Below are 22,403 nucleotides of genomic sequence, written 5' to 3'. Positions count from 1 at the left end.
AACCTCGAGTGCAGTTGAGGTCAAGATGCTGTGGCGGACCTCACCGTCCGAGCTTGGCTGCCAGACGTTCCATGTATCCGACAACCTCGTCGGGGCTCTTGTCCGGAGTGCCGAACATTGCTTCGGTGACACCGATGTCTGCCCAGTGGGCGAGCTTCTCCGAATCGGGTTTGCCTGCCAGGACGGTTATTTCAGGCTCGCCGACTCTACCTGCTTCGGCCCAGATCTTTCGGAGCAGTTCCACGTTTCCGTCGATCTCCTGCTCGATGGGTGTGGTGATCCACCCGTCGGCAGACTTTGCGATCCACTTGAAAGTCTTCTCGTTGCCGCCGCCGCCCAAGAGGATGGGAGGACGGGGCTTCTGAACTGGTTTGGGCCACGCCCAGCTGGGTCCGTACTTCACGAATTGGCCGTCGTACGACGCTTCTTCCTTCGACCACAGTTCGCCCATGGCTTCGAGATACTCGCGGAGTGCGGTCCGGCGTTTGTTGGGCGGTACGCCGTGGTCGGCGAGTTCCTCTGCATTCCAGCCGAATCCGACGCCGAAGACCACGCGTCCGCCGGAAAGATGGTCCAGCGATGCGATGGTTTTCGCGAGAGTGATCGGATCGTGTTCGAGGGGGAGGGCCACGGAGGTGCCCAATCGGATGGTGTTCGTGACCGACGCGGCGGTGCCGAGGGCAACCCAGGGGTCGAGTGTGCGCATGTAACGGTCGTCGGGCAATTCGGCCGACTGGGTTCCGGGGTGATCGGAATCCCTCGAGACGGGGATGTGAGTGTGCTCCGGAACGTAAAAGGCGTCGAATCCATTCGCCTCCGCAGCCTTTGCTGCATCGGCAGGGCGGATGCCGCGATCACTGGTGAACAGGCTGAGTCCGTAGCGCACTGGTTCTCCTTCGATGGTCCGTCGAAAAACTGTAACCTGTTGCATCTTCGTTCGGATAGGTTTCCAGCCCAGTAAATCGATTGCCGACGTGACCGGGGACGTGGTGAACTCGGGCGGACCTTGTTGTGGGTCGAGAAGTGGATGCAGTAGAGGTGGATGCAGTAGTGATGGATGCAGCGGAGATGAATCGGTTGTCGTGGAATGCGGCGACCGTCGCTCACAACAGTCACAAAGGAGACCAGGCACAGTTCTTTCGCAACGGCGGGTCGACCTTGTATCCGGAAGAACTGGCGCTGCTCGGCGAGATCGACGGCTCCTCGATTCTTCATCTGCAGTGCAATTCCGGTCAGGATTCGTTGAGTTTGGCCGCTCTCGGTGCCGCGGTGACCGGCGTCGACATCGCGGATTCCGCGATCGACTTCGCCCGAACCTTGTCCGCGGAATCCGGAATTGCCGCCGATTTCGAGCGTGCCGATGTATCTGCGTGGCTCCGCGCTGCTACCGCTGGCCAGAGAAAGTTCGACCGAGTCTTTTCTTCGTACGGAACGGTGATCTGGTTACCCGATCTCGACGAGTGGGCCGAGGGGATTGCCGGTGTTCTCGCGCCGAACGGTCGATTCGTTCTGGTGGAGTTTCATCCGTTTGCCATGTGTTTCGACGAGAAGTGGTCGCTGACATACCCGTACGGAGGCGGGACTCCCGTGACCGAACCCCGTGGCGTGGGCGACTACGTGGCAGATTCGGCCGATCTCGTCTTGCCAGGCGCTGAGGGAAAAGGAGTCGAGAACTTCGAAAATCCTTTCCCCTCATGTGAATTCAACTGGTCCATTTCCGAGGTGCTAGGAACTTTGCGGCGCGCCGGATTGACGCTCGAGTCTTTCGACGAGTACCCGTACGCCAACGGTTGGCAAGGATTCGAGGAGATGGCTGAACTCGGCGGCAAGCGTTGGGGAGTCCCGGCCGGACGACCCGAGATCCCGCTCATGTATTCGCTGTCGGTTCGCTTGGCCGACTGACGCCTATTTCCCCCGCATTTGCGGGTAATTGCAGACACAGGTAGTAATTACCCCCATGCCCTCGACGCCACTGACACGACGCATCGCCGTCGACCTGTGCCGTCTTGGTGCCAATTGCTGTTGCTGTTGATTCCTTCCGACTCTCCTGAGTGAGAATGGCGCCGCTCTGTGCGCCTTCGCCCCTGCATATGCGCCCGTTGCTGCATGTGTGCCGGAATTTTCCGTACGTCGAGGAAGAACAGCGATGTCGACTCCTGTCGAAGCAATAGAACCAACATCAGTCACGGAACCGAACCGTGAGCCGCGTCGGCCGTGGACTTCGAGTGCGACCACTGTCGGACTGCCGGTGCTTTCCGTGATCGCATTCTTGGCCCTGTGGCAGGTCGCTGCCGCGAGCGGCACCTGGAGTGAGACCTTCGTGCCGTTCCCGAGCACGGTCTGGCATGCCTTCGTCAACACGATGACCACGCACGACGGAGTGCGCGGCTACCAGGGCTACCTGCTCTGGGAGCACCTCTACATGACGCTGCGACGGGTGCTGGTCGGTGTGATCATCGGCGTCGGATTGGGCGTGATCCTCGGTTTGGCCATGGGATCGGTGACATGGCTGCGGAGCCTGCTCGAACCGTGGTTGACGTTCCTGCGCGCACTGCCGCCCCTGGCGTATTTCTTCCTGCTGGTGATCTGGCTGGGAATCGACGAGGCGCCGAAGATTACATTGCTGGCGCTCGCTGCTCTTCCGCCGGCAGCGGTGGCCACCACAGCTGCTGTGGTCGCGGCGCCGGTCGGACTGGTCGAAGCGGCCAGGGCCCTGGGAGCCTCACGGGCGCAAGTGATCCGGGACGTCGTCGTCCCGTCGGCCTTACCGGAAACTTTCACGGGCATTCGGCTGTCGGTAGGTATGGCGTACTCGTCGGTGGTCGCGGCCGAACTGTTCAACGGCATCCCCGGAATCGGCGGAATGGTCAAGGATGCAAGCAATTACAACAACACACCGGTCGTGCTGGTGGGGATCTTTGCCATCGGATTCTCCGGCCTGATCATCGACGGACTGCTGCGGGCTGCAGAGCGCCGCGCCGTTCCCTGGAGGGGAAAAGTATGACTGACAATCAGAAACACGCCAGCAGCAATCTGAAGCGCAGCAGTAATTCGACGCCCAATGAAGGAAGGGCTGCCCGGACGGCGTTCACGGTGCTGATCGGCGTCCTTGCCCTTGTTCTCGGTGCGTGCTCGGTGGATCATTCGGGCCAGGATTCGTCCAAGGAAACAATCCGTATCGCTTACCAGTCGTTCCCGAGCGGCGACCTGATAGTCAAGAACAATCGCTGGCTCGAAGACGCACTGCCCGAGTACAACGTGAAGTGGACGAAGTTCGATTCGGGAGCCGACATCAACACCGCCTTCATCGCCGGTGAAATCGATTTCGGCGCAATCGGTTCGAGTCCGGTTGCTCGTGGACTCTCGGCACCGCTGAACATTCCGTATCAGGTCGCGTTTGTTCTGGACGTGGCCGGCGACAACGAAGCCCTGGTGGCGCGCAACGCAACCGGAATCAAGACCGTCGCAGATCTGCGCGGCAAGAAAGTGGCCACGGCATTCGCCTCGACCGCGCACTACAGTCTGCTGGCAGCGCTGAACCAGGCCGGACTCAGTGCCGACGACGTCCAATTGGTGGATCTCCAGCCGCAAGCATCCCTCGCAGCCTGGCAGCGCGGTGACATCGATGCCGTCTACACCTGGCTGCCCACGCTAGACGAACTCCGTAAGGACGGAACACAGTTGATCGCCAGCCGTGAGCTCGCGACAGCAGGAAAGCCGACACTCGATCTTGGTGTGGTGTCGACTGCGTTTGCCAAGAATCACCCCGAGATCGTCGACACCTGGCGCCAGGTTCAGGCCCGCGCGCTCACGACGATCGCCACTGATCCGAACGCGGCAGCGGAAGCTGTTGCCGCACAATTAGGCGCCTCGAAGGAAGACGCGGCAGCGCAGTTGAAACAGGGTGTGTTCCTCACTCCGGAGCAGATCTCTTCGCCGGAATGGTTGGGCACCGAGGGCGCTCCCGGGAATCTGGCAGTGAACCTGCAGAGTGCAGCGCAATTCCTGGCCGAGCAGAAGCAGATCGACAGTGTGCCTGATCTGGCGGTCTTTCAGAATGCTCTCTATGTGAAGGGGCTTCCCGATGTCCTTGACCAGTAGCGTGACCGCACAGCAGGCCTCGGGTGGATTCGCCCCCGACCGCCCGGGCGCGATCCGAATCGACACCGTCTCACACAGGTACGGCCACGGTCGAGAGTCCGTCACGGCACTCGGGCCCGTATCGATCGACGTCACACCTGGTGAGTTTCTGGTTCTCGTCGGAGCGTCGGGTTGCGGCAAGAGCACATTGCTGCGGCTGATCGCGGGTTTCGAAAGTCCTTCCAGTGGAACGGTTCAGGTCTCCGGATCCGACCCGATTCCCGGGTCGAGTGCGGGAGTGGTGTTTCAGCAGCCACGGCTCTTTCCGTGGAAATCGGTGGGCGGCAACATCGATCTGGCACTCAAATACGCCGGCGTTGCGAAGAGCGAACGCGGGCAAAGGCGTGACGAGCTTCTCGACCGCGTCGGTCTGGTCGGCACTGCGAACCGGCGTATCTGGGAAATCTCCGGCGGGCAGCAGCAGCGGGTGGCAATTGCTCGTGCCTTGGCGGCCGAAACGTCGTTGCTCCTGTTGGACGAACCCTTTGCCGCGCTGGACGCCCTCACTCGCGAGCGTCTGCAGGAGGACCTGCGCAGTGTCAGTGCCGAATCGGGGCGAACAAGTGTCTTCGTCACTCACAGTGCCGACGAGGCGGCCTTTCTCGGCTCCCGCGTCGTAGTTCTGACAAGCCGACCGGGCAAGGTCGCGCTCGACCTGAAAATCGATCTGCCACGAACCGGCGTCGATCCCGACGATCTCCGAGGCTCACCCGAATACGCAGCATTCCGAGCCGAAGTCGGCCATGCGGTCAAGGTTGCAGCTGCAGCGTAGGTACCCTGCGCGTCGACTACCAGGTGGCCGCGTCGATAATAGGAAGGAGAACGTGCAGGACACGACGAACAAGGAGTGGTCATGGCAACTGAGGTGGAGTCCGGTGACCTCGTGCAGGCAGCCGGCCATGCGGGTCCGTGGACGGTGGTCGAAGTTCGCCAGGGGATGGCGCTGCTCGAACACAGTGACGGGCACAGGTTGTCGCGTCGAACGACGACGTTGACCGTCGTCCGCAAGGGCTCGGGCAAGAAGGCAACGGCCGTCGAAGACGGGAACGACGAAAACGGATCGCCAACTCTGTTCGACTGAAACCGCAGCTCGACTGAAACCGCAGCTCGACTGATCTTCCGTCAGTTCGAGACGGCGTCAGCTGGAGAAAATGTCGTCTACGCGTTTGTCGAAGTATTCGGCGATTCGGAACGCCAGTGACAGACGCGGGTCGAAGTGTCCCTTCTCGATCGAGATGACGGTCTGGCGTGTGATGCCGAGCGCGTCGGCGCACGCTTGCTGTGACAATCCGGCTGCCGTACGAAGTTCTTGAAGGTTGTTGCGCATCAGATCTCGTCAGATCTCGAATGTGGGGTGCGGTCCCTCGACACTGCCCAGTACCGGATTCCGAAGTCGGCCAGACCGAGGGCTGTAAACATTACGAGCGGCAGTTCGGGAGCGCCGAAGACATTGTGCGCGATCAGCGCGATCCCCATGGCAGTGATCAAGTCGGTGAACGCGCCGAAGCCGGCCTTGCGACTCCATTCTGTTTCGACGGTGTCCTCGGGGTAGGCGGGGGCCTTGTCGTTCTCCGATGGAAAAAGGGCCCACGCCGACCCGATACAAGCCGGTGCCATGACGATTGCGAAGACGATGAAGGCCAACGTCTTCCGATCATCGGCGGTCAATGCTGCAAAAAAGCTGAAGGCTAGCGTTGCTGCGACGCCGATACCGATGATCAGGCTCCACCGTGCCGTGGTGCTCATGAAGCCTCCCAGGTGTAAGAGTTCTTTGACATGCCTGAGCGTAGGTCTACGTGCGCTGGATGTCAAAGAACTCTTACATCGCGCTGAGGGTCAAGCGACCCCGAAAGGCGCTGCGTATGAAAACTTCCCCGTCTGATCGGGGCGGTGCGTGGTGAGGGTCCTGATCTGAAAGTGCTCGCCCCACTCGGCTTCCGGAGACTCGATCCCGGCGTCCGTGCTGGTGACGAACCCGAACTGCGGGTAGTACTCGGTGCTGCCCAGGAGGGCGAGCAGTGGCACGTCCAGAGCGTCGGACGCACCGATCACCGCGTGCATCAGCGCCGAACCGACGCCGCTGCGTTGGTTGTCCGGTGTGACTGCCAACGGGCCGAGGCCAACCGCCTCAACGGGACCGACCCATCCGCGTGTTCCGATTACGAAACCAACGATCTCATGACCGGCGACGGCGACAAGGGACAACTTCGGTAAGTAGTCGTTCGAGGCGAAGAGCTGACGTGTCAGTTCGATCTCGTAGGGAGACTCGCCGGGCGGCGCTTGGTCGGCAAACGCCGCCCCGAGCAGTGAATAGATTGCGTCACGGTCGGAAGAAGTTTCGCGGCGGATGTACATGGCCACGAAACTACCCGCTTCATCTCCGATCGTGCTCCTCGTTTTCGGCCTGACGTGCCACTCGCTTTTCGTAGTCCGCACGCCCGTTCGGATCTACCGATGTCAGCGCGCGGCGATCGTCGATCACCCGGCGTCCGATGTTTATCATCCATTCGGGTACTACAGCGTCGATGAGGTCCCAGCCCGCAAGGTAACGCGGAACAGTAGTTTCGGCTCGCCGGTGCGCGACCGTGTCGACGACAGCTTTGGCCACGACCTCGGGTTCAACCGTCGGCATGCCCTTTCCGAGTGGCACACCGGAGGAGAGCCCGGTGCGCACCGCGCTGGGCAGGATGGCGCTGACGCTGACGCCGGAATCTGCGAATTCGACACGAGCAGAGGCGGAAAGGCCCACCGCACCGAACTTGCTTGCGTTGTACACGGCCATTCCTGGCACCGGTAGCTTGCCTGCCATGGATGCGATGTTGACGACGTGGCCGCGTCGCCGATCCACCATGCCGGGCAGCACGGTGCGCATCCCGTGAATCGGGCCCCAGACATTGACGTCGAGGGTTACTCGACTGGTGGCGTCGGACTCGTCGAGGAAGCTGCCGAGCGGCATCACGCCCGCATTGTTGACCAGAATGTCGATGTGACCGAATTCGCCGATCACTGTGGAGACGAACACATCCCAGGATTCGCGTGAGGTGACGTCCAGAGCGTACCCGCGGGCCCGTGCGCCGATGGATGTGGCGGTGTCGACGGCCGTCTCCTCGTCGAGGTCGCCGACGCAGACGAGTGCGCCGCGAGCTGCGAACAACTCCGCTGTGGCCCGGCCGATTCCGCGGCCACCTCCGGAGATGACGACGACTGCTCCGTCGAGATCGATCGGCGGGTAGGTAGTGCCGAAAAGGCTCATGTGGTGTACTCCGGTTCGGGGGTGGTGGTGGGCTCAGCGGGGGTGTCGTCTGACGCAGGGTTGTCGGACAGCGTGTGGTTGTAGGCGTATGGATCGAAGGCCCGTAGCCGTCGACGCATGGCTCCTGACGACCACGGCCAGTTGAAGCTGTTGCGGCCGTTGACGTCGAAGAAATAGCTTTCGCAACCACCGGCGTTGTAGACCGTGGTACCCAATGCCTCCTGAACATGAGAGTTGAAGGCCGCCTGTACTTCCGGGCGCACGTCGATGGTTTTCCAGCCGTGCCGACGAGCGTGGCCGATCGCCTGTGCCACATAGTTCAGTTGGGCTTCCAGAATCATGAAGGCCGACGTGTGTCCGGTGCCGAGGCTCGGGCCCAGCAGAATGAACGCGTTGGGGAATCCGCTGACGGCGGAACCGAAGTACGCCCGCGGGCTTCCCTGCCAATGATCGTCGAGTGATCGACCTTCTCCGTCGAATACCTTTGATGCAATGGGCATGTCGAGGATGTGGAAGCCCGTTCCGAAGATGATCGCGTCCACTTCCGATTCCACTCCGTCGGCTCCGATCACGGTGTTGCCGTGGATCTCTTCGACTGCGTTGGCATGGACGGTCACGTTGGGTCTGCCGAGGGCCGGGTAGTACGAGTTCGACATGAGTAGTCGCTTGCAACCGAGGGTGTAGTCGGGAGTCAGCGCCTTGCGTAGCTTCGGATCGCGCACCTGCAAGCGCAATTGGGCCGACCCGAGTTTCTGCACGATACGCAGGATCCACGGATTGCGGAACCCCAATCCAAGCGCTTCCATGATTCCGTATTCGATGCTGCGTAGAGCCTTGTGCGCTCCCGGTACGAATCGCATGACGGACCTTTCGATCCGCGGTACGTAGTGATCGGGTTTGGGAAGGACCCATTGAGCGGTGCGTTGGTAAAGGTGAAGGGCGGACACGTCGGAGACGATGCGCGGCACGAATTGGACTGCGGAAGCGCCGGTACCTACGACGGCGACGCGCTTTCCGGTCAAGTCGTAGTCGTGATTCCACTGCGAGGAATGAAACACCTCGCCCTCGAACGTTTCCAGCCCGGGAATCGCCGGCGTCAAGGGTTCGTTCCACGGGCCGGCGGCGGCTATCACGAAACGAGCAGTGAGTTCACCGCTGGAAGTTGTTATCTTCCAAAGTGATTGCGATGCGTCCCACTGTGCGGAGAGCATTTCGACCCCGAAGCGAACGTGCTTGTCGACCCCGTGGCGGACGGCCGTGTCCTCGATGTACTCGCGGATCTCCGGCTGCTCCGCGAACAGTCGGGTCCAATCCGGATTGGCGGCAAAGGAATACGAGTACAGGCCGGACGGAACGTCGCAGGCACAACCGGGATAGGTGTTGGCGCGCCAGGTGCCGCCGAGGGAGTCCGCTTTCTCGAGCAGGACAAAATTGTCGATCCCGAGGCGCTGCAGGTGAATTGCGGCACCGATCCCGGAGATCCCCCCACCGATGATCACGACCTCGAAGTGGTCAGTTCTGTTGTTCACTGAGTCTGCGCTTTCACTGGTGGGACGGGGTGGAGTGGAACGGGCGCGCATCGAGTTCGCGTTTCACGCTCGCACGTGTTGTACGTAGGGATGATTCGAAGGTGGCGAGCCGCCGTCGGCCGTCCATGAAGTTGGCGCCCATGACGGCGAGATCGTCGTCGGTGGCGTCTATGCGCAAGACCCTGGTTCCCGCAGCGCGCACCAGTTCGATTTCCCGGTCGAGGCCCTTGGACATGGAGTTCCGCAGGGCGCCGCGTTCGATACGGGCGGCGCCGCGCGCCGGCTTCAGTGTTCGAGATGCCATGGGCGCCAGTACAACCAGCTCGTCGAGTTCGAGGGGGAGCAGGAGGTCTACCGATGCCGTGGACGCCGCGCCGCCGTCGATGTACCTGACGCCGTCGATGGTGACAGGTGGGAACCAGCCGGGAATCGCCCAAGACGCTCGAAGCGCTTCACCGACTGTCGCTTTCGGAGCCCCCTGTGCCCCGAACGCGACCCGTCGCCCGGTTCTGTAGTCCATGGATACCATGTACGCGCACGGATGTGGGAGCCACGAATCGCCAGGGGCAAGAGATTCGGCGAGCGTGGTGAGCCAGGACGGGTCGCCGCCACCACGCGGTGCGATACCGCTCATCCGGCTCAGAACGGGAAGATCTCGACGCGTCACCAGTCGTGGATTGCCGATCCCCAAACTCGGAAGTGGCGGGATTCTTCCGGGCGCCGATGCTGTGTGGGCGAGGAGTTCGGGACGTGCGGCGGGCTCTCCGAGTTGCATGGCTACCAACTCGTCGACGCCGACTCCGCTGCCGAGCATTGTCACGAACTCGGCTCCGGCGGACGTGCCGATGATGGCGGTGGCTTCGCGGGGATCCCAGTCGAGGGCGTCCCGAACCGAGGCGAGGGCAGCAACGGTCCAGGCGAAGCCGAGGGTGCCGCCGCATCCGATTGCCAATCCCCGTCTAGGCGCGCTGTGTCGTCCGGACCCGGGCGCGGTGGTGCCGGTCACTTCTGAAGTCATATTTCGGAGACTATCAGTATCTGAATAACGTGGGTACCCCAAATTTGGGTTTCGGGAGTGCGCCTGCGGTGCGCTTCCGGTATTCGGCTACCGTTGGAATCTCGATACTCAGAACCGCGAGGAGGTTCCGATGGCGCGATTGACCAGGCAGGAAGCGCAGGCGATGACCCGCGAGACCTTGTTGGCGACGGCCGTCGAACATTTCCTCGATCGCGGGTACGCCGCCGCGTCGCTCGATCAGATCGCCGAGGATGCCGGCTATTCCAAAGGTGCGGTGTACTCGAACTTCAAGAACAAGGACGAGTTGTGCGCCGAAGTGCTCGGCCGAATCAGGTTGACCAAGGTCGGCGAGATCACCTCACAGCTCGGAGCCAATTCGACGCTCGACGACGCGGTGGCCGAGTTCGCGCGATGGGCCGAGCGAACCATCGGGGACAAGAGATGGACGTTGCTCGAAGTCGAGTTCTCGGTGCGATCGCGGCACAGCGAAGAGATCCGCGAAAAGATCGCGACGGGTGCCGATCAGGTGCGCGGACTGATTGCCGGAGTGGTGCAACATCTTGCCGAGTCCAACGGCGTGACGCCGACACTGAACCCGAACGCCGCGGCACTGCGCATACTCAGCGTCGGAATCGGTTTGGGGCTACAGCGTGCGATCAGCCCTGAGCTGCCGGTTGATCCGCTGGTGGATACGTTGCGGGAGATTTTGCTGGGTGGGTGAGTAGAACGCGGAGCATTCCGCCGATCTCGGCGACGGCGGTGCGCGAACCCACGCTCGGTCCCAGAACGTTGACGAAGCCGTGGATGAACCCGCGATAGCGTCGATCGGTCACGTGAACACCGTTGTCGCGCAATCGAGCTGCGTAGGCTTCGCCTTCGTCCCGGAGTGGATCGAATCCCGCCGTGATCACGATGGCCGGCGGCAGTCCGGTCGCGTCGGGGGCGCGTAGCGGCGACACCATCGGATCGAGTCGATCGGCATTGCTGCCGAGGAAGCTGGACTCGTAGAAGTTCATGTTGGCCTCGGTCAGGAAGAAACCTTCACCGAACGTCGTTCGCGAGGGGGCCTTCTCGTGAAAGTCGGTCGCGGGGTAGATCAACAGCTGCGCCGCCGGTGGGGTCTTGCCGTCGTCGCGGGCACGCAGCGCGACCGTTGCGGAAAGATGCCCGCCCGCGCTGTCGCCCCCGACAGCGATGCGCGTCGGGTCTGCGCAGAACTCGTCGGCGCGGTCGACGATATCGAGGTATGCGGCGTAGGCATCGTGTACCGGTGTGGGGAAAGCGAATTCGGGTGAGAGCCGGTATTCGACCGAGATGACCCGTGCGCCGGAGGTTTCGGCCAACAGGCGGCACGGGGCATCGTGGGATTCGATGCTGCCCTGTACCCACCCGCCGCCGTGGAAGTAGACGAGCAGAGCGCCGGTGTCGGCTGTCGGGACGTAGAGCCGGGCGCGAAGCGGGCCGTCGGCACCCGAAACGGAGATCTCCTCGGTGTGGACGGGCGTGGGCCTGCCGCCCATCATGATCGCGGTTCGGGTGAGATTGGCGCGAGCAGCGGCGAGTGACTGGGGATCGGTTGAATGCGAGGGGAGTGGCCGCGTCTTCGCGAGCGTGAGCAGAAGGTGCGCGTCGGCGTCGAGCGTGTTGCCCTCGATGACGACGGGTGGTCCGGTGATTCGACGTTTCACCGCGCTGGGCAGTGCGAATGCGGCTGCCACCAAGGATGCTTCGGCGCGATCTCGAATACTGCGGCTGCTGGCCTGCTTCACGGATTCCGACACGTGGCGCAGACTACCAAGCATGACTACTGCGGCACTGTCGATCACGCAGATCGAGAACACACATCTGGTTCGGTGCGGTCACGCCAATTGGGTCCTGGTCGAAGAGGGGTCCGATCTGACCTTGATCGACGGCGGATATCCGGCCAACGGCACCGACGTCGAACGCTCGATCGAACAGATCGGTCACCAGTTCGGGGATGTTCGGGCAATTCTCGTCACTCACGCGCACATCGATCACATCGGTGGGATCGCGGACATCGTGACTCGGCTCGAGGTTCCGGTCCTGATGGATCCGTTGGAAGTGCCTCATGCGAAGCGGGAGTATCTGCAACAGTTGTCGCCGGCCGGAGTTCCGTTGCTGTTGTGGCGGCGAGGTGCTCCGAAATGGCTTCGCGACGTGATCGGAGTCGGCGCGTTGAAAGGTGCGGAACTGCCTCGGGCACAGTCCTTTGCGTCCGGTGGTGCGCTGGACGTTCCCGGTCGGATCGTGCCGATTCCCACTCATGGGCATACCGACGGCCACAGCGCTTACCTTGTTCCCGACGCAGGAGTGATCGCGTCGGGTGACGCTCTGGTGACCGGACACGCGACGTCGAGCATCGCCGGACCACAATTTCTGGTGTGCCCCTTCAATCATGACCGTGAAGCGACGGACCAGGCGTTGGACAATATCGCCGCTGCACCTGCCGGCGTGCTGTTTCCCGGACACGGTCCGGTTTACGAGGGCAGCATGACTGCCGCGGTCGAACAGGCCCGAGCGGGCCGGACAAGGATGCGTCCATGACTACTGTCGAAACGGTCGACGAAGGTGCGGTGCACGGTTTCCTTCATCGACCTGCTTCTGTGTCCTTCGCGTCGCCCGTCGCCACGCTTGCACTGACTCACGGCGCGGGAAGTAACTGCGACACCGTGCTGTTGCGTGCTGTTGCCGACGGCTTTGCTGCGGCAGGAGTGCAAGTTCTGCGCTTCGATCTCGCGTTTCGGGTGCGTCGAGCTTCGGGGCCTCCGCATCCGTCGCGTGCTGCAGAGGATCGCGCGGGCATTGCCGAGGTGATTGCTGCTGTTCGCAAGGACTACTCGGTGCCCGGACCCGTTCTGCTCGGCGGACATTCGTACGGCGGTCGGCAGGCGTCGATGCTTGCGGCGGAGAACCCGGGACTTGTCGACGGCCTGGTCCTTCTCTCCTATCCACTGCATCCACCGAAGAAGCCCGAGAAGCTCAGAACCGAACACCTGCCCGACCTGAACACACCGACCGTTGTCGTCCACGGTTCGAAGGACGAGTTCGCGACAACGGAGGAGATGCGGGCAGCACTCGCCTTGATTCCCGCCGCGACGCGTCTGGTTGAGTTCGAAGGAGCTCGACACGACTTGTCCGTGGTGAAATTTCCGGTGGTGGAGGAGACAGTCGCGGCCGCATCGGCGGTGTTTGCGTTCTGAACGCCCAGCGGGCGGTTGCTCGTGTCGGTGGTTCCTGGTGAGATCGAACCATGAGTGCCCAGCCGTATCAGCCCAGTGCCCTGTCCGACGTCACGGTGAGCGTCGACGGTGACGACACAGTCGTCAGCTTTCCTCGGGTGCTGCCGTATTCCGTCGAGAAGGTGTGGGAGGCGATCACCGACCCGGAGATGTTGGCGCAATGGACGCCGTACACCGCCGATCGGAACCTGAGCCGTACCGGTGATGCGGTGATCACCATGCTCACCGAGGACGGCGCCCCCGAAATGTCGCTGCCGGTCACCGTTCACGTCGTGGAGACCACTCGGCGGCTCGAACACGAGTGGGGCCCGGACGAATTGGTGTGGGACCTGACCCCGATCGAAGGCGGTACCCGCGTCGTGCTGACGCAGAGGTCGCGCGCCGAGGGGATGGCGTCGGCGCTCGCTGCGGGGTGGCATCTGTGCTTCGACGTACTCGATGCCCTTCTGGCAGGCGAGCCCTTCGGGCCGATCGTGGGTGAACGGGCGCGCGAATACGGCTGGGACGCACTCAACTCCGGTTACGCGCGACAGTTGGGCATCGACGAATCTCAGGTCTGGTAGCTGCTCAGAGTTTGTGACTGGCAGGCTTTCTGGTGGAGGCTCGCGCGATCAGTTCGACGGGAAGCTTCACGGATTCGACGTTCTTGCCGGAGATCAGTGCGAGTAGGTGCTCGAGCCCGGTCGCACCGATCTTTCGGGCGGGGGACCTGACCGTCGTCAGGGGCACCGGGAGTTGGGAGACAACCGGAATGTCGTTGTAGCCGACCAACGCAAGATCGTCGGGAATGCTCAACCCGAGATCACGGGCCACACCGAGTACGCCGATCGCGATGGTGTCGCTCACCGTGAAAACGGCGTCAGGGCGCGTGTTCCCGCTGAGCAGTGTGGCCGCCGCATCGACACCCCCTTGAACTTCGAACTCGGACGCCACTATTCGGTTCGGCGGCAGTTCCAGACCGGCTTCGGCCAGGGCATCGCGGAAACCCGCGACGCGTTCCCGCGACGTGCTGGCGTGATCCGGCCCCGCGATCACTCCGAGATCGCGATAGCCGCAGTCCAGTAGATGCTTCCCCGCGAGGTAGCCGCCGAGGCGGTCGTCGCCGCTGACAAAGGGAAGGCTTCGGTTGACGGATGACGTCGCCGAGTCGATGTGCCGGTTCAGCAGCAGGATCGGCAGTGAGCGCAGGGGGAGCGAGTCGACGAAATCGGTACCCGGCAGGTGAATGCTGCTCAGCATGAGACCGTCGACCTGTCGGCTCACCAGGAACTCGACCGCTTTGCGTTGCGCTTCCAGATCGTCGGGCGGGCTGGAGAGCAAGACGGAGTACCCGGCTGCGGTGGCGGCTTCCTCGATGCCTTGGAACATGGTGGCCACTACAACGTCTGTCAGTCTCGGCATCACGACGCCGATGGTGGTGGTCTTGCGGGTACGAAGGCTGGCTGCCCACAGATTCGGTTGGTAACCGAGTTCCTCGGCAACCTGACGAACTCGGAGTGCGGAGTCGGACCAGCCGTCGGCGGGCTCGGGCTGACGGAGGACCCGCGACGCCGTCGAGATGTGGACCCCGGCCTGGTCGGCGATTTCGCGCAACGTCGGCGGACGGCCGTTGCTGCGGTTCGACGGATCGGGCGTCATCTGCGTCGTGGCTCCTGGTGTGCGTCGGTCCTGAGTTGATTCGGTGTCGGTCGGCAGTTCGGGGATTGACGGGTGCGCAACCGGGCTCTACTCTAGGCGATGCAAACGATTGCGCAATCGTTCTCGCAAAGGATTGCGCCCGAGAACACTGGAGGCCCCGTGACCACGCCGCAGTCCCTGTCCGAGCTTTTTGCCATCGACACCCTGCTGGACGCAGAGGAGATCGCGATCCGCGACACGGTCCGCAAGATGGTCGACGATCGCATTCGCCCGCACGTAGGTGAATGGTTCGAAGCGGCAGCACTGCCAGCTCGTGAGCTGGCCAAGGAACTGGGCGCGCTCGGCGTACTGGGCATGCACCTCGAGGGCTACGGCTGTGCCGGGATGAGCGCCACGGCGTACGGGTTGGCCTGCCAGGAACTCGAAGCTGTCGATTCGGGCATTCGCAGCCTCGTCTCGGTCCAGGGCTCGCTCGCCATGTTCGCGATCCACCACAACGGAAGTGAAGAGCAGAAGGAAGAATGGCTCCCGCGAATGGCGGCGGGTGAAGCCATCGGCTGCTTCGGTCTCACGGAACCCGATTTCGGATCCAACCCCGGCGGTATGCGAACCAACGCCAAGCGCGACGGCGACGACTGGATCCTCAACGGCACCAAGATGTGGATCACCAACGGCTCCATCGCGGACGTCGCCGTGGTCTGGGCTCGAACCGACGACGGCGTGCGCGGATTTGTCGTTCCCACCGACACTCCGGGATTCTCCGCCCCCGAGATCAAGAACAAGATGTCGCTGCGGGCGTCGGTCACCTCGGAACTGGTGCTCGAGGACGTGCGTCTGCCTGCCTCGGCGATGCTGCCCAAGGCTCGCGGACTGTCCGGCCCGCTCGGCTGCCTCAACGAGGCACGCTTCGGCATCATCTTCGGGGCAATGGGTGCAGCACGTGACTGCCTCGAGACTGCGATCTCATATGCACGTGATCGCAAGGTCTTCGACAAGTCGCTCGCCGCGTATCAGATCACCCAGGCCAAGATCGCCGACATGGCAGTCGAATTGGGCAAGGGGCAGTTGCTCGCCATCCACCTCGGGCGCCTCAAGGACGCCGGGACGGTTCGCCCCGAGCAGGTCAGCACCGGCAAGCTCAACAATGTCCGCGAGGCCATCAAGATCGCCCGTGAATGCCGAACCATTCTGGGCGCCAACGGCATCACGCTCGAGTACCCCGTGATCCGGCACGCCAACAACCTCGAATCCGTTCTCACCTACGAGGGCACGTCCGAGGTTCACCAGCTCGTGATCGGCCGCGCTCTCACCGGTGAAGAAGCTTTCCGGTGACGGCAGACGCTGTCGGAGCGCTCGACGGGTTGGTGATCGCTGATTTCGGCCGCGTCCTCGCCGGTCCGTACGCCACGATGATTCTCGCCGACCTGGGTGCCGAGGTCGTCAAGATCGAGCGGCCGGGTGTCGGGGACGACACTCGCAGCTGGGGCCCACCGTGGGTGGGGGACGAGTCGAGCTACTTTCTGTCGGTGAACCGCAACAAGAAGTCGGTCACTCTGGACCTGCGCGAGCGCGAGGATCTGGAGAGTGCACGCGAGCTGGTTCGCAATGCGGACGTCGTGGTGCAGAACTTCCTGCCGGGAACGATGGACCGTCTGGGGCTGGGCTACGACGCTGTCCGAGAAATGAATCCGCGTGCGGTCTACTGCTCGATCAGCGGCTTCGGTGGCAACAACTCTCTGCCGGGATACGACCTGTTGATTCAGGCGGTCGGCGGATTGATGAGTATCACCGGACCCGATCCCAAGACTCCCACCAAGGTCGGTGTCGCGGTGGTCGACGTCATCACCGGTCTGCATGCCAGCGTGGGAATCCTTGCAGCGCTGCGCCATCGCGATCGCACAGGCGAAGGGCAGCACGTCGAGGTCAATCTGTTGTCCTCGTTGCTGTCCGCACTGGCCAACCAGTCGTCCGGCTACGTGGCCGCGGGCGTGGTGCCGCAGGCAATGGGCAACCGGCATCCGAGCATCGCACCATACGAGGTATTCGACACCGCGGACCGTCCGCTGGTCCTCGCGGTCGGCAATGATCGGCAATTCAGTTCGTTGACAGAGGTTCTCGGAGTTTCCGAACTTGCCGCTGATGCGCGTTTCGCGTCCAACAGCGACAGGGTTGCGCATCGAGAAGAACTGTTCGACGCCGTCACTGCTGCATTGGCCAAGGGCTCTGCGGACTCGTGGTTCGAGGCACTGACCGAGCGAGGTGTTCCGTGTGGGCCTCTCAACGACATCGCCGACGCGATAGCGCTGGCGGAACGGCTGAATCTCGATCCGGTGGTGTCCATCGACGACCCGCGTCGCGATGCACCGACTCGGCAGGTAGCCAATCCGATTCGGATGAGCGGCACGCCGGCAACCTATCGGTCGGCCCCGCCGCGGTTGGGGGAGGACAGCGTTCCCACTCCGTCCGGAGTCAGTTGACCCAAGCGAATCGGCCACCGGAATACCGGTGGCCGATCTGCGTGTGTGGCCGACTCAGCTGACCTTCAGGACCAGCTTTCCGGTGTTCGCTCCGGCGAAGAGAAGATTGAGGCTGTCGCCGAACGCGTCGATACCGCCGTCGACGACGTGCTCGCGAGCAGTCAATTCGCCACTCTTGATCCACTTTCCGATCTGCTCTTGTGCTTCTGCGTAGCGATCGAGGTAGTCGAAGACCACGAAGCCGGCCATCGTGGCGCGGTTGACGAGAAGTGACAGGTAGTGAGCAGGGCCTGGCTGAGGTTCGGTGGCGTTGTAGCCCGCGATGGCGCCGCAGATGACCACCCGAGCGCCGAGGCGCAGACGGGAGAGAGCGGCGTCGAGAATTTCTCCGCCGACGTTGTCGAAGTACACGTCGATACCGTCGGGAGCGTTGGACTTGAGCGCCTTGTATACGGATTCGTTCTTGTAGTCGATGGCGACATCGAAGCCGAGGTCCTCGGTGAGCCACGCGCACTTCTCCGGACCGCCGGCGATGCCGATGACCTTGCATCCGTGAAGCTTTGCGATCTGGCCGACCAGACTGCCGACCGCACCCGCGGCACCGGACACGACGACGGTGTCACCGTCTTTCAGCTTTCCGACGTCGAGTAATCCGAAATACGCAGTGACGCCGGGGAAACCGAGAGCGCCGAGCCAGGTCGGCAGGGGAGCGATCGATTCGTCGACCCGCGTGACGTCTGTACCGTCGGACACGCCGTACTCGGAAGCGCCGAAGGATCCGGCCACGATGTCCCCGACCTGGTAATCGGGGTGCTGTGATTCGGTGATGCGTCCGACGCCGTGGGCGCGCATGACGGAACCGAGCTTGACCGGCGGAACGTACGACTTGACGTCGTTGAGCCAACCGCGCATCGCGGGGTCGAGGGAGAGGTATTCGACCTTGACGACAAACTCGCCCGGTCCGGCGGACGGGATCTCGGCATCGACGTATTCCCAGGTGGAAGCGTCGGGAAGTCCTGTCGGGCGGGCGGCGAGGCGTACTTGGCGGTTGGTCATCTCTCCCCTTCGGCGAAACGAATTGAACTTGAGGCCGGATTCAATATAGGTGATGGATCACGAACTGGGAAGAGTTGGATGAACCGATTGACGACTATGTATGTTCGATCGATGAGCAATGTGGTCGAAGACGCGCCTGGTTGGTTCACTCGGGCGTTGGCAGCGCCGGTCGAGACGGGGTCGGTGGAGGTCGAGGGTGCCTCGGTGCACTTTCGGGCTTGGGGGCCGGCGGGGCCGGGAATCGTGCTGATTCACGGCGGCGCCGCCCACAGTCGCTGGTGGGATCACATTGCGCCGCAGTTCGCCGAGGGGTGCCGCGTCGTCGCTCTCGACTTGACGGGCCACGGCGACAGTGACACTCGCGACGCCTACGCGATGTCCCAGTGGGCTCGCGAGGTGCTGGCGGCGGCCGAGGCAGGGGGAATCGACGGCAAGCCGATTCTGGTGGGGCACAGTATGGGTGGGATTGTTTCTTTCGTGGCCTCGCATCTGCATGGCGAACTGTTGGACGGGGTTGTCATCATCGATTCTCCGCTCAAGGCGCGTACGCCCGAAGAGGAGGCGGCTCGACGCCAGAATGCGTTCGGCCCCAAGAAGGTTTATCCCACCAGGGAAGACGCGATGGGCCGGTTCCGCTTCGTTCCGCCGCAGGATTCGGGTCTGCCTGCGGTGCGTGACCATGTGGCGGCCACGTCGATGGAGGAAGTCGAGGGCGGTTGGTCGTGGAAGTTCGATCCGAATTTCTTTCTCCGAGTAGGCGCCGAAGATGTTCTCGACAGCGAACCACGTTGCCGCGTAGCCTATTTCCGAGCCGAGAACGGCATCGTGTCCGATCGACTCATGGAGCACATGCGCGGATTGTTCGGAACGGAGGCCATCGTGGCGGAGATTCCCGAAGCCGGACATCACGTCATGATCGATCAGCCGTTGCAACTCGTGACCGGGGTGCGAACTGTGTTGAGTGCGTGGTCCGTCGCAAGTCAAGTGCCGGTAGAACAAGCGGCAGGTAACGTCGAGGGAAGGGTAGAAGCATGAGCACGGAATTGACACTCGAACCGAAAGTCGAAGCTGCACTGAAGTTGTGGCACACCATGATCGAAACCGGCGATCTGTCGGCGCTACCGACGATCGTCGCGGCCGACGCGCAGTTCCGATCGCCCACGGGATTCAAGCCGTACCAGTCCGCGGATGCCGTTGTGCTCATTCTCAATACGGTGATCCAGGTGTTCGAGAACTTCGAGTACCACCGTCAGTTCGCCGGAGCCAACGGTCGACAGGTCGTGCTCGAATTCAGTGCGAACATCGGCGACAAGAGTCTCAAGGGAATCGACATGGTCGAATTCGACGAGGACGGCAAGATCGTCGATTTCGAGGTCATGGTGCGTCCGGCCAGCGGGCTCGCGGCTTTGGCTGCCGAAATGGGTAAGAGGCTCGGCCAGACGCTACCGACCTACAAAGCCTGAATTGAGTCCGGCCAAGGCTCAGTTCGTACTGAATCCGCCGTTGGAGTGAAGGAGTTGTCCCGTAATCCAGCCTCCGGCGTCGGACATCAGAAACCGAACGAGGTTTGCAGTGTCGCCGGGAGTACCCAGCCGGCCGGCAGGAGTCTGGAGGGTTGTGGCCTGTCTGATCTCGGGTGTCATCCATCCTGTGTCGATAGGTCCTGGGTTGACGACGTTGGCTCGTATGCCGCGTGATCCAAGTTCGACTGCGGCGGCGATGACGATGCGGTCGAGAGCGCCCTTGCTGGCCCCGTACGGAAGATTGTGGGCCGCATGGTCGCTGGTGAGTGCGATGATCCGCCCGGCCACCTGACTGACGTCGCGCTGTTCCGGAAGCCGTTCAGCGAACGCTTTGATCAGCAGCCAGGAGGCGCGAGCGTTGACGGCGAAATGTCGTTCCCAGCTCTCGACGGTGGTGTCGAGGATCGAGCTGTCGACGCTTTCGCAATGTGAGAGCACCAGCCCACGGAGGTCGTTCCGCGCTGCGGCAGCGTCAACGAGCTGATCGGCCACGTCGGGCGAGGCCAGATCTCCGGGAACCAGGTCGACACGGCTTCCGAGTGCGCGACACTTCTCGGCAATGTCTTGCGGATCGTGCGCTCCGCGCCCGAACCCGACGCGTTCGTCGTAAGGCTCCCAGTAGCCGATAGCCAGATCCCAACCATCCTCGGCAAGGCCCAATGCGAGGCTCGCTCCGATCGACTTGCTCCGACCGACACCGGTGATCAATACGGTCCCGCGCTTGTCAGACACTGCTCGCCTCCAGCGATGTCCTGCAATTCAAATGGGGTGAGGTCACTTCAGATGGAAGCATCACTGTAGCGGGCGAGCTGTCGCCTGTATCGAGCGAGCTGTCGCCGTGCCTCGACCTGACCAGTGTCTTGACACGGCGCTGGTCACAGCGTTTGACTGAGATGCAAGCTCGAGTTGATTCGCCGGACTGTGTCCCGGGAGGTTGACCTATGCGCGGCAAGGGAATTGCAGGCAAGGCTTTCTCAAACGAGGGCTGTAGACGTGGAGCACGGTCTCATCGCGGGACGGTGTCGGTTCTGGCTTTGGTTGGGGTGTGCGTACTTTCGTTTGCCACCACTCAGATGGCCGGCGCGCAACCCGTTGCAGACACAGTCGATACCGGGTTCGTGATCCCTTTTGCCGGGGCACCGGTCTACGAGAGCGTCGCGCCCACGCAGATGACTACTCCGGATCAACTCAACCAGCCACTCGGTCAGCAGACTGCGGAAGAGATTGCCGCGCAGATCGGACTCGAACCAGCCGACGCTTTGACCGAGGAGCAGTATCGCGATCTCATCTCCGGCGGAGGGGTCGGCGGAAATCGCGAGGACGCCGCGGTGATCGACGAATGCGCCCGGATTCTCACCAATACGAACGGGCGGCCCCTCTATTCCGGCACGACGCCGTCGGTTCTGGCCAGTTACGGGTTGTACGTGAATCCAGACGGATTGCTGGAGAGTCCGGCCAACGCGGATGCGCCGACGCGACAGGTGAATACGCTGATCGCCCCTGGCGGTTTCGTGGGCACCTGGTTGCGCAACAACGGTGCGACGCACACTCTGATTGCGCTCTATCAGTCGGCATACACGGTGCAGGCAGTCTACGGATTTGCAGCGCAACAGATTTCGGGAGCAGCGCAGCTGGTGACCAACACCAAAGGCAATGTGAGTTCGGAAGTCGGCATGTCGATGGCGCCGCCGCTCTGGATAGTGAACTTCGCACTGCTCTACATCTTGAAGCCGTCACTGGCGGCGGCCATGCCTGCGAACTGGGCTCCCATTCCGCCGGCCGTTGCCGACGCCGTGAAGGCGAGTCCCACCGGTCAAGTCGCTTTCAGTGACTACGCGTCCTATTTCGAGTGATCGGTCTGCCGGACAGCGCTGACGAACTTCTCGATCAACGTGTGGTCCTTGACGCCGCGGGAGGATTCGACGCCGCTGGAGACGTCGACGCCCCAGGCGCCGGTGGCATCGAGTGCGTCGCGAACGTTGTCCGGGGACAGTCCGCCCGCCAGGATCCACTTGCCTTGCGGGCGCGATTGCTGTTGGGCCCAGTTCCACGGCACCCCTGATCCGGCGTCTGCGCCGTCGATCAGGAGTTCGTCCTCGCCGAGGTCGAGATTGTAACCGTCGCGGACGTTGCTGGAGACGACCGCGCGGATGACGGTGAGGCCGGCATCGTGCAGCCGCTGCACTTGCTCGGCGTCGACAAGATCGTGAACCTGTACGGTGCGAAGCCCGGTGATCTTCGCGATCTCGAGGATCTGTCCGATCGGGTTGCCGAGAAAGACTCCGATTGCACGGATGTGATCGGGAACTCGCGCGAGCAGAGCGACTGCGAGTGTGGGGTCGACTTTGCGGACGCTCTCGGCGAAGACGAAACCGATGGCGTCGACGCCCAGGCCCACCGTGAGGTCGACCGTGTCAACGTCGCGTAGGCCACAGACCTTGATGAATGTCACCTGATACAGAGTACTAGCGTCGTCGTCTAGCCTCGTGCGTGCGACATTTCTACGCGC

At 62.6% G+C, this 22,403-nt stretch carries 26 protein-coding genes; 14 read left to right on the top strand and 12 right to left on the bottom strand.

What is annotated here, in order from left to right; translation table 11 throughout:
* Positions 1–40: 40 nt before the first annotated feature.
* Entirely contained in the window at positions 41–886 is an 846-nt protein-coding gene (locus AOT96_RS04545) for an LLM class F420-dependent oxidoreductase (protein WP_064443766.1), read from the bottom strand.
* Between the two features lie 137 nt (positions 887–1,023).
* Here AOT96_RS04545 and AOT96_RS04540 point away from each other — a divergent pair, with 137 nt between their 5' ends.
* The 5 genes from AOT96_RS04540 to AOT96_RS04520 all read left to right on the top strand — a co-directional run bounded on the left by AOT96_RS04540 (position 1,024) and on the right by AOT96_RS04520 (position 5,221).
* Positions 1,024–1,902, top strand: coding sequence for a class I SAM-dependent methyltransferase (locus tag AOT96_RS04540; RefSeq protein ID WP_231917393.1), 879 nt, complete (start codon positions 1,024–1,026; stop codon positions 1,900–1,902).
* 244 nt (positions 1,903–2,146) lie between these two features.
* The gene (locus tag AOT96_RS04535) at positions 2,147–3,004 is read left to right on the top strand and encodes an ABC transporter permease (protein WP_003939782.1); all 858 of its coding nucleotides are present in this window, start codon (positions 2,147–2,149) and stop codon (positions 3,002–3,004) included.
* A complete protein-coding gene (locus AOT96_RS04530; RefSeq protein WP_007733783.1) occupies positions 3,001–4,101 on the top strand; it encodes a taurine ABC transporter substrate-binding protein in 1,101 nt (366 codons plus the stop codon). The genes AOT96_RS04535 and AOT96_RS04530 overlap by 4 nt, the downstream gene beginning before the upstream one ends.
* Positions 4,085–4,912 carry an ABC transporter ATP-binding protein gene (locus tag AOT96_RS04525; RefSeq protein WP_083197584.1) on the top strand — a complete coding sequence of 276 codons (828 nt, stop codon included), beginning with the start codon at positions 4,085–4,087 and terminating at the stop codon, positions 4,910–4,912. The genes AOT96_RS04530 and AOT96_RS04525 overlap by 17 nt, the downstream gene beginning before the upstream one ends.
* 81 nt (positions 4,913–4,993) lie before the next feature.
* Complete coding sequence (locus tag AOT96_RS04520; protein ID WP_007733785.1) at positions 4,994–5,221, top strand: hypothetical protein; 228 nt, start codon at positions 4,994–4,996, stop codon at positions 5,219–5,221.
* A gap of 57 nt (positions 5,222–5,278) precedes the next feature.
* Here the strand turns inward: AOT96_RS04520 and AOT96_RS04515 are convergent, their stop codons facing one another.
* The 6 genes from AOT96_RS04515 to AOT96_RS04490 all read right to left on the bottom strand — a co-directional run bounded on the left by AOT96_RS04515 (position 5,279) and on the right by AOT96_RS04490 (position 9,940).
* On the bottom strand, positions 5,279–5,467 hold the full coding sequence (locus AOT96_RS04515) for a helix-turn-helix transcriptional regulator (RefSeq protein WP_003940277.1): 189 nt from the start codon (positions 5,465–5,467) through the stop codon (positions 5,279–5,281).
* Positions 5,467–5,886, bottom strand: a complete 420-nt coding sequence (locus AOT96_RS04510; protein WP_030535224.1) for a hypothetical protein — start codon at positions 5,884–5,886, stop codon at positions 5,467–5,469. The genes AOT96_RS04515 and AOT96_RS04510 overlap by 1 nt, the downstream gene beginning before the upstream one ends.
* Before the next feature lie 90 nt (positions 5,887–5,976).
* Positions 5,977–6,495, bottom strand: coding sequence for a GNAT family N-acetyltransferase (locus AOT96_RS04505; RefSeq protein ID WP_065351358.1), 519 nt, complete (start codon positions 6,493–6,495; stop codon positions 5,977–5,979).
* 19 nt (positions 6,496–6,514) lie between these two features.
* Positions 6,515–7,393 carry an SDR family oxidoreductase gene (locus AOT96_RS04500; RefSeq protein WP_065351357.1) on the bottom strand — a complete coding sequence of 293 codons (879 nt, stop codon included), beginning with the start codon at positions 7,391–7,393 and terminating at the stop codon, positions 6,515–6,517.
* The gene (locus AOT96_RS04495) at positions 7,390–8,922 is read right to left on the bottom strand and encodes a flavin-containing monooxygenase (protein WP_065351356.1); all 1,533 of its coding nucleotides are present in this window, start codon (positions 8,920–8,922) and stop codon (positions 7,390–7,392) included. The genes AOT96_RS04500 and AOT96_RS04495 overlap by 4 nt, the downstream gene beginning before the upstream one ends.
* A gap of 13 nt (positions 8,923–8,935) precedes the next feature.
* Positions 8,936–9,940, bottom strand: coding sequence for a patatin-like phospholipase family protein (locus AOT96_RS04490; RefSeq protein ID WP_042451435.1), 1,005 nt, complete (start codon positions 9,938–9,940; stop codon positions 8,936–8,938).
* 130 nt (positions 9,941–10,070) lie between these two features.
* On the opposite strand from AOT96_RS04490, the gene AOT96_RS04485 reads away from it, so the two are divergent.
* Positions 10,071–10,661 (top strand): TetR/AcrR family transcriptional regulator, encoded by a 591-nt coding sequence (locus AOT96_RS04485; RefSeq protein ID WP_065351355.1) that lies wholly within the window; start codon positions 10,071–10,073, stop codon positions 10,659–10,661.
* Here the strand turns inward: AOT96_RS04485 and AOT96_RS04480 are convergent.
* Positions 10,597–11,721 carry an alpha/beta hydrolase gene (locus tag AOT96_RS04480; protein ID WP_231917392.1) on the bottom strand — a complete coding sequence of 375 codons (1,125 nt, stop codon included), beginning with the start codon at positions 11,719–11,721 and terminating at the stop codon, positions 10,597–10,599. The genes AOT96_RS04485 and AOT96_RS04480 overlap by 65 nt on opposite strands.
* A 19-nt stretch (positions 11,722–11,740) precedes the next feature.
* On the opposite strand from AOT96_RS04480, the gene AOT96_RS04475 reads away from it, so the two are divergent.
* From AOT96_RS04475 to AOT96_RS04465, 3 genes are read left to right on the top strand one after another with little or no spacing between them, the layout of a single operon-like run.
* Complete coding sequence (locus tag AOT96_RS04475; protein ID WP_065351353.1) at positions 11,741–12,505, top strand: MBL fold metallo-hydrolase; 765 nt, start codon at positions 11,741–11,743, stop codon at positions 12,503–12,505.
* On the top strand, positions 12,502–13,161 hold the full coding sequence (locus AOT96_RS04470) for an alpha/beta hydrolase family protein (protein ID WP_003939749.1): 660 nt from the start codon (positions 12,502–12,504) through the stop codon (positions 13,159–13,161). Before AOT96_RS04475 ends, AOT96_RS04470 begins: the two co-directional genes overlap by 4 nt.
* Before the next feature lie 50 nt (positions 13,162–13,211).
* Positions 13,212–13,763: an SRPBCC family protein gene (locus tag AOT96_RS04465; RefSeq protein WP_003940599.1), complete on the top strand. Its 552-nt coding sequence runs from the start codon at positions 13,212–13,214 to the stop codon at positions 13,761–13,763.
* Between the two features lie 4 nt (positions 13,764–13,767).
* Here AOT96_RS04465 and AOT96_RS04460 read toward each other — a convergent pair whose 3' ends face one another.
* Positions 13,768–14,838, bottom strand: coding sequence for a LacI family DNA-binding transcriptional regulator (locus tag AOT96_RS04460; protein ID WP_064073436.1), 1,071 nt, complete (start codon positions 14,836–14,838; stop codon positions 13,768–13,770).
* Between the two features lie 159 nt (positions 14,839–14,997).
* On the opposite strand from AOT96_RS04460, the gene AOT96_RS04455 reads away from it, so the two are divergent.
* The gene (locus AOT96_RS04455) at positions 14,998–16,170 is read left to right on the top strand and encodes an acyl-CoA dehydrogenase family protein (protein WP_003939770.1); all 1,173 of its coding nucleotides are present in this window, start codon (positions 14,998–15,000) and stop codon (positions 16,168–16,170) included.
* Positions 16,167–17,315 (top strand): CaiB/BaiF CoA transferase family protein, encoded by a 1,149-nt coding sequence (locus tag AOT96_RS04450; protein ID WP_003939934.1) that lies wholly within the window; start codon positions 16,167–16,169, stop codon positions 17,313–17,315. Before AOT96_RS04455 ends, AOT96_RS04450 begins: the two co-directional genes overlap by 4 nt.
* A gap of 54 nt (positions 17,316–17,369) precedes the next feature.
* Here the strand turns inward: AOT96_RS04450 and AOT96_RS04445 are convergent, their stop codons facing one another.
* Positions 17,370–18,371 carry an NADP-dependent oxidoreductase gene (locus AOT96_RS04445; RefSeq protein WP_003939765.1) on the bottom strand — a complete coding sequence of 334 codons (1,002 nt, stop codon included), beginning with the start codon at positions 18,369–18,371 and terminating at the stop codon, positions 17,370–17,372.
* A gap of 111 nt (positions 18,372–18,482) precedes the next feature.
* Between AOT96_RS04445 and AOT96_RS04440 the strand changes: the two genes are divergently transcribed.
* Complete coding sequence (locus tag AOT96_RS04440; protein ID WP_083197583.1) at positions 18,483–19,406, top strand: alpha/beta fold hydrolase; 924 nt, start codon at positions 18,483–18,485, stop codon at positions 19,404–19,406.
* Positions 19,403–19,834: a nuclear transport factor 2 family protein gene (locus AOT96_RS04435; protein WP_065351351.1), complete on the top strand. Its 432-nt coding sequence runs from the start codon at positions 19,403–19,405 to the stop codon at positions 19,832–19,834. Before AOT96_RS04440 ends, AOT96_RS04435 begins: the two co-directional genes overlap by 4 nt.
* Before the next feature lie 18 nt (positions 19,835–19,852).
* Here the strand turns inward: AOT96_RS04435 and AOT96_RS04430 are convergent, their stop codons facing one another.
* Positions 19,853–20,626 (bottom strand): SDR family oxidoreductase, encoded by a 774-nt coding sequence (locus tag AOT96_RS04430; RefSeq protein WP_003940420.1) that lies wholly within the window; start codon positions 20,624–20,626, stop codon positions 19,853–19,855.
* 209 nt (positions 20,627–20,835) lie between these two features.
* Here AOT96_RS04430 and AOT96_RS04425 point away from each other — a divergent pair, with 209 nt between their 5' ends.
* Positions 20,836–21,747 (top strand): hypothetical protein, encoded by a 912-nt coding sequence (locus AOT96_RS04425; protein WP_065351350.1) that lies wholly within the window; start codon positions 20,836–20,838, stop codon positions 21,745–21,747.
* Here the strand turns inward: AOT96_RS04425 and AOT96_RS04420 are convergent.
* The gene (locus tag AOT96_RS04420; RefSeq protein ID WP_065351349.1) at positions 21,735–22,346 is read right to left on the bottom strand and encodes a phosphoribosylanthranilate isomerase; all 612 of its coding nucleotides are present in this window, start codon (positions 22,344–22,346) and stop codon (positions 21,735–21,737) included. The genes AOT96_RS04425 and AOT96_RS04420 overlap by 13 nt on opposite strands.
* Positions 22,347–22,403: the final 57 nt, after the last annotated feature.

The sequence above is a fragment of the Rhodococcus sp. 008 genome, assembly GCF_001682295.1.
GTDB classification, from domain to species: Bacteria; Actinomycetota; Actinomycetes; order Mycobacteriales; family Mycobacteriaceae; genus Rhodococcus_F; species Rhodococcus_F qingshengii.
Note: the sequence above shows the minus strand (reverse complement) of the source record. Positions and strands in the feature narration are given on the sequence as shown.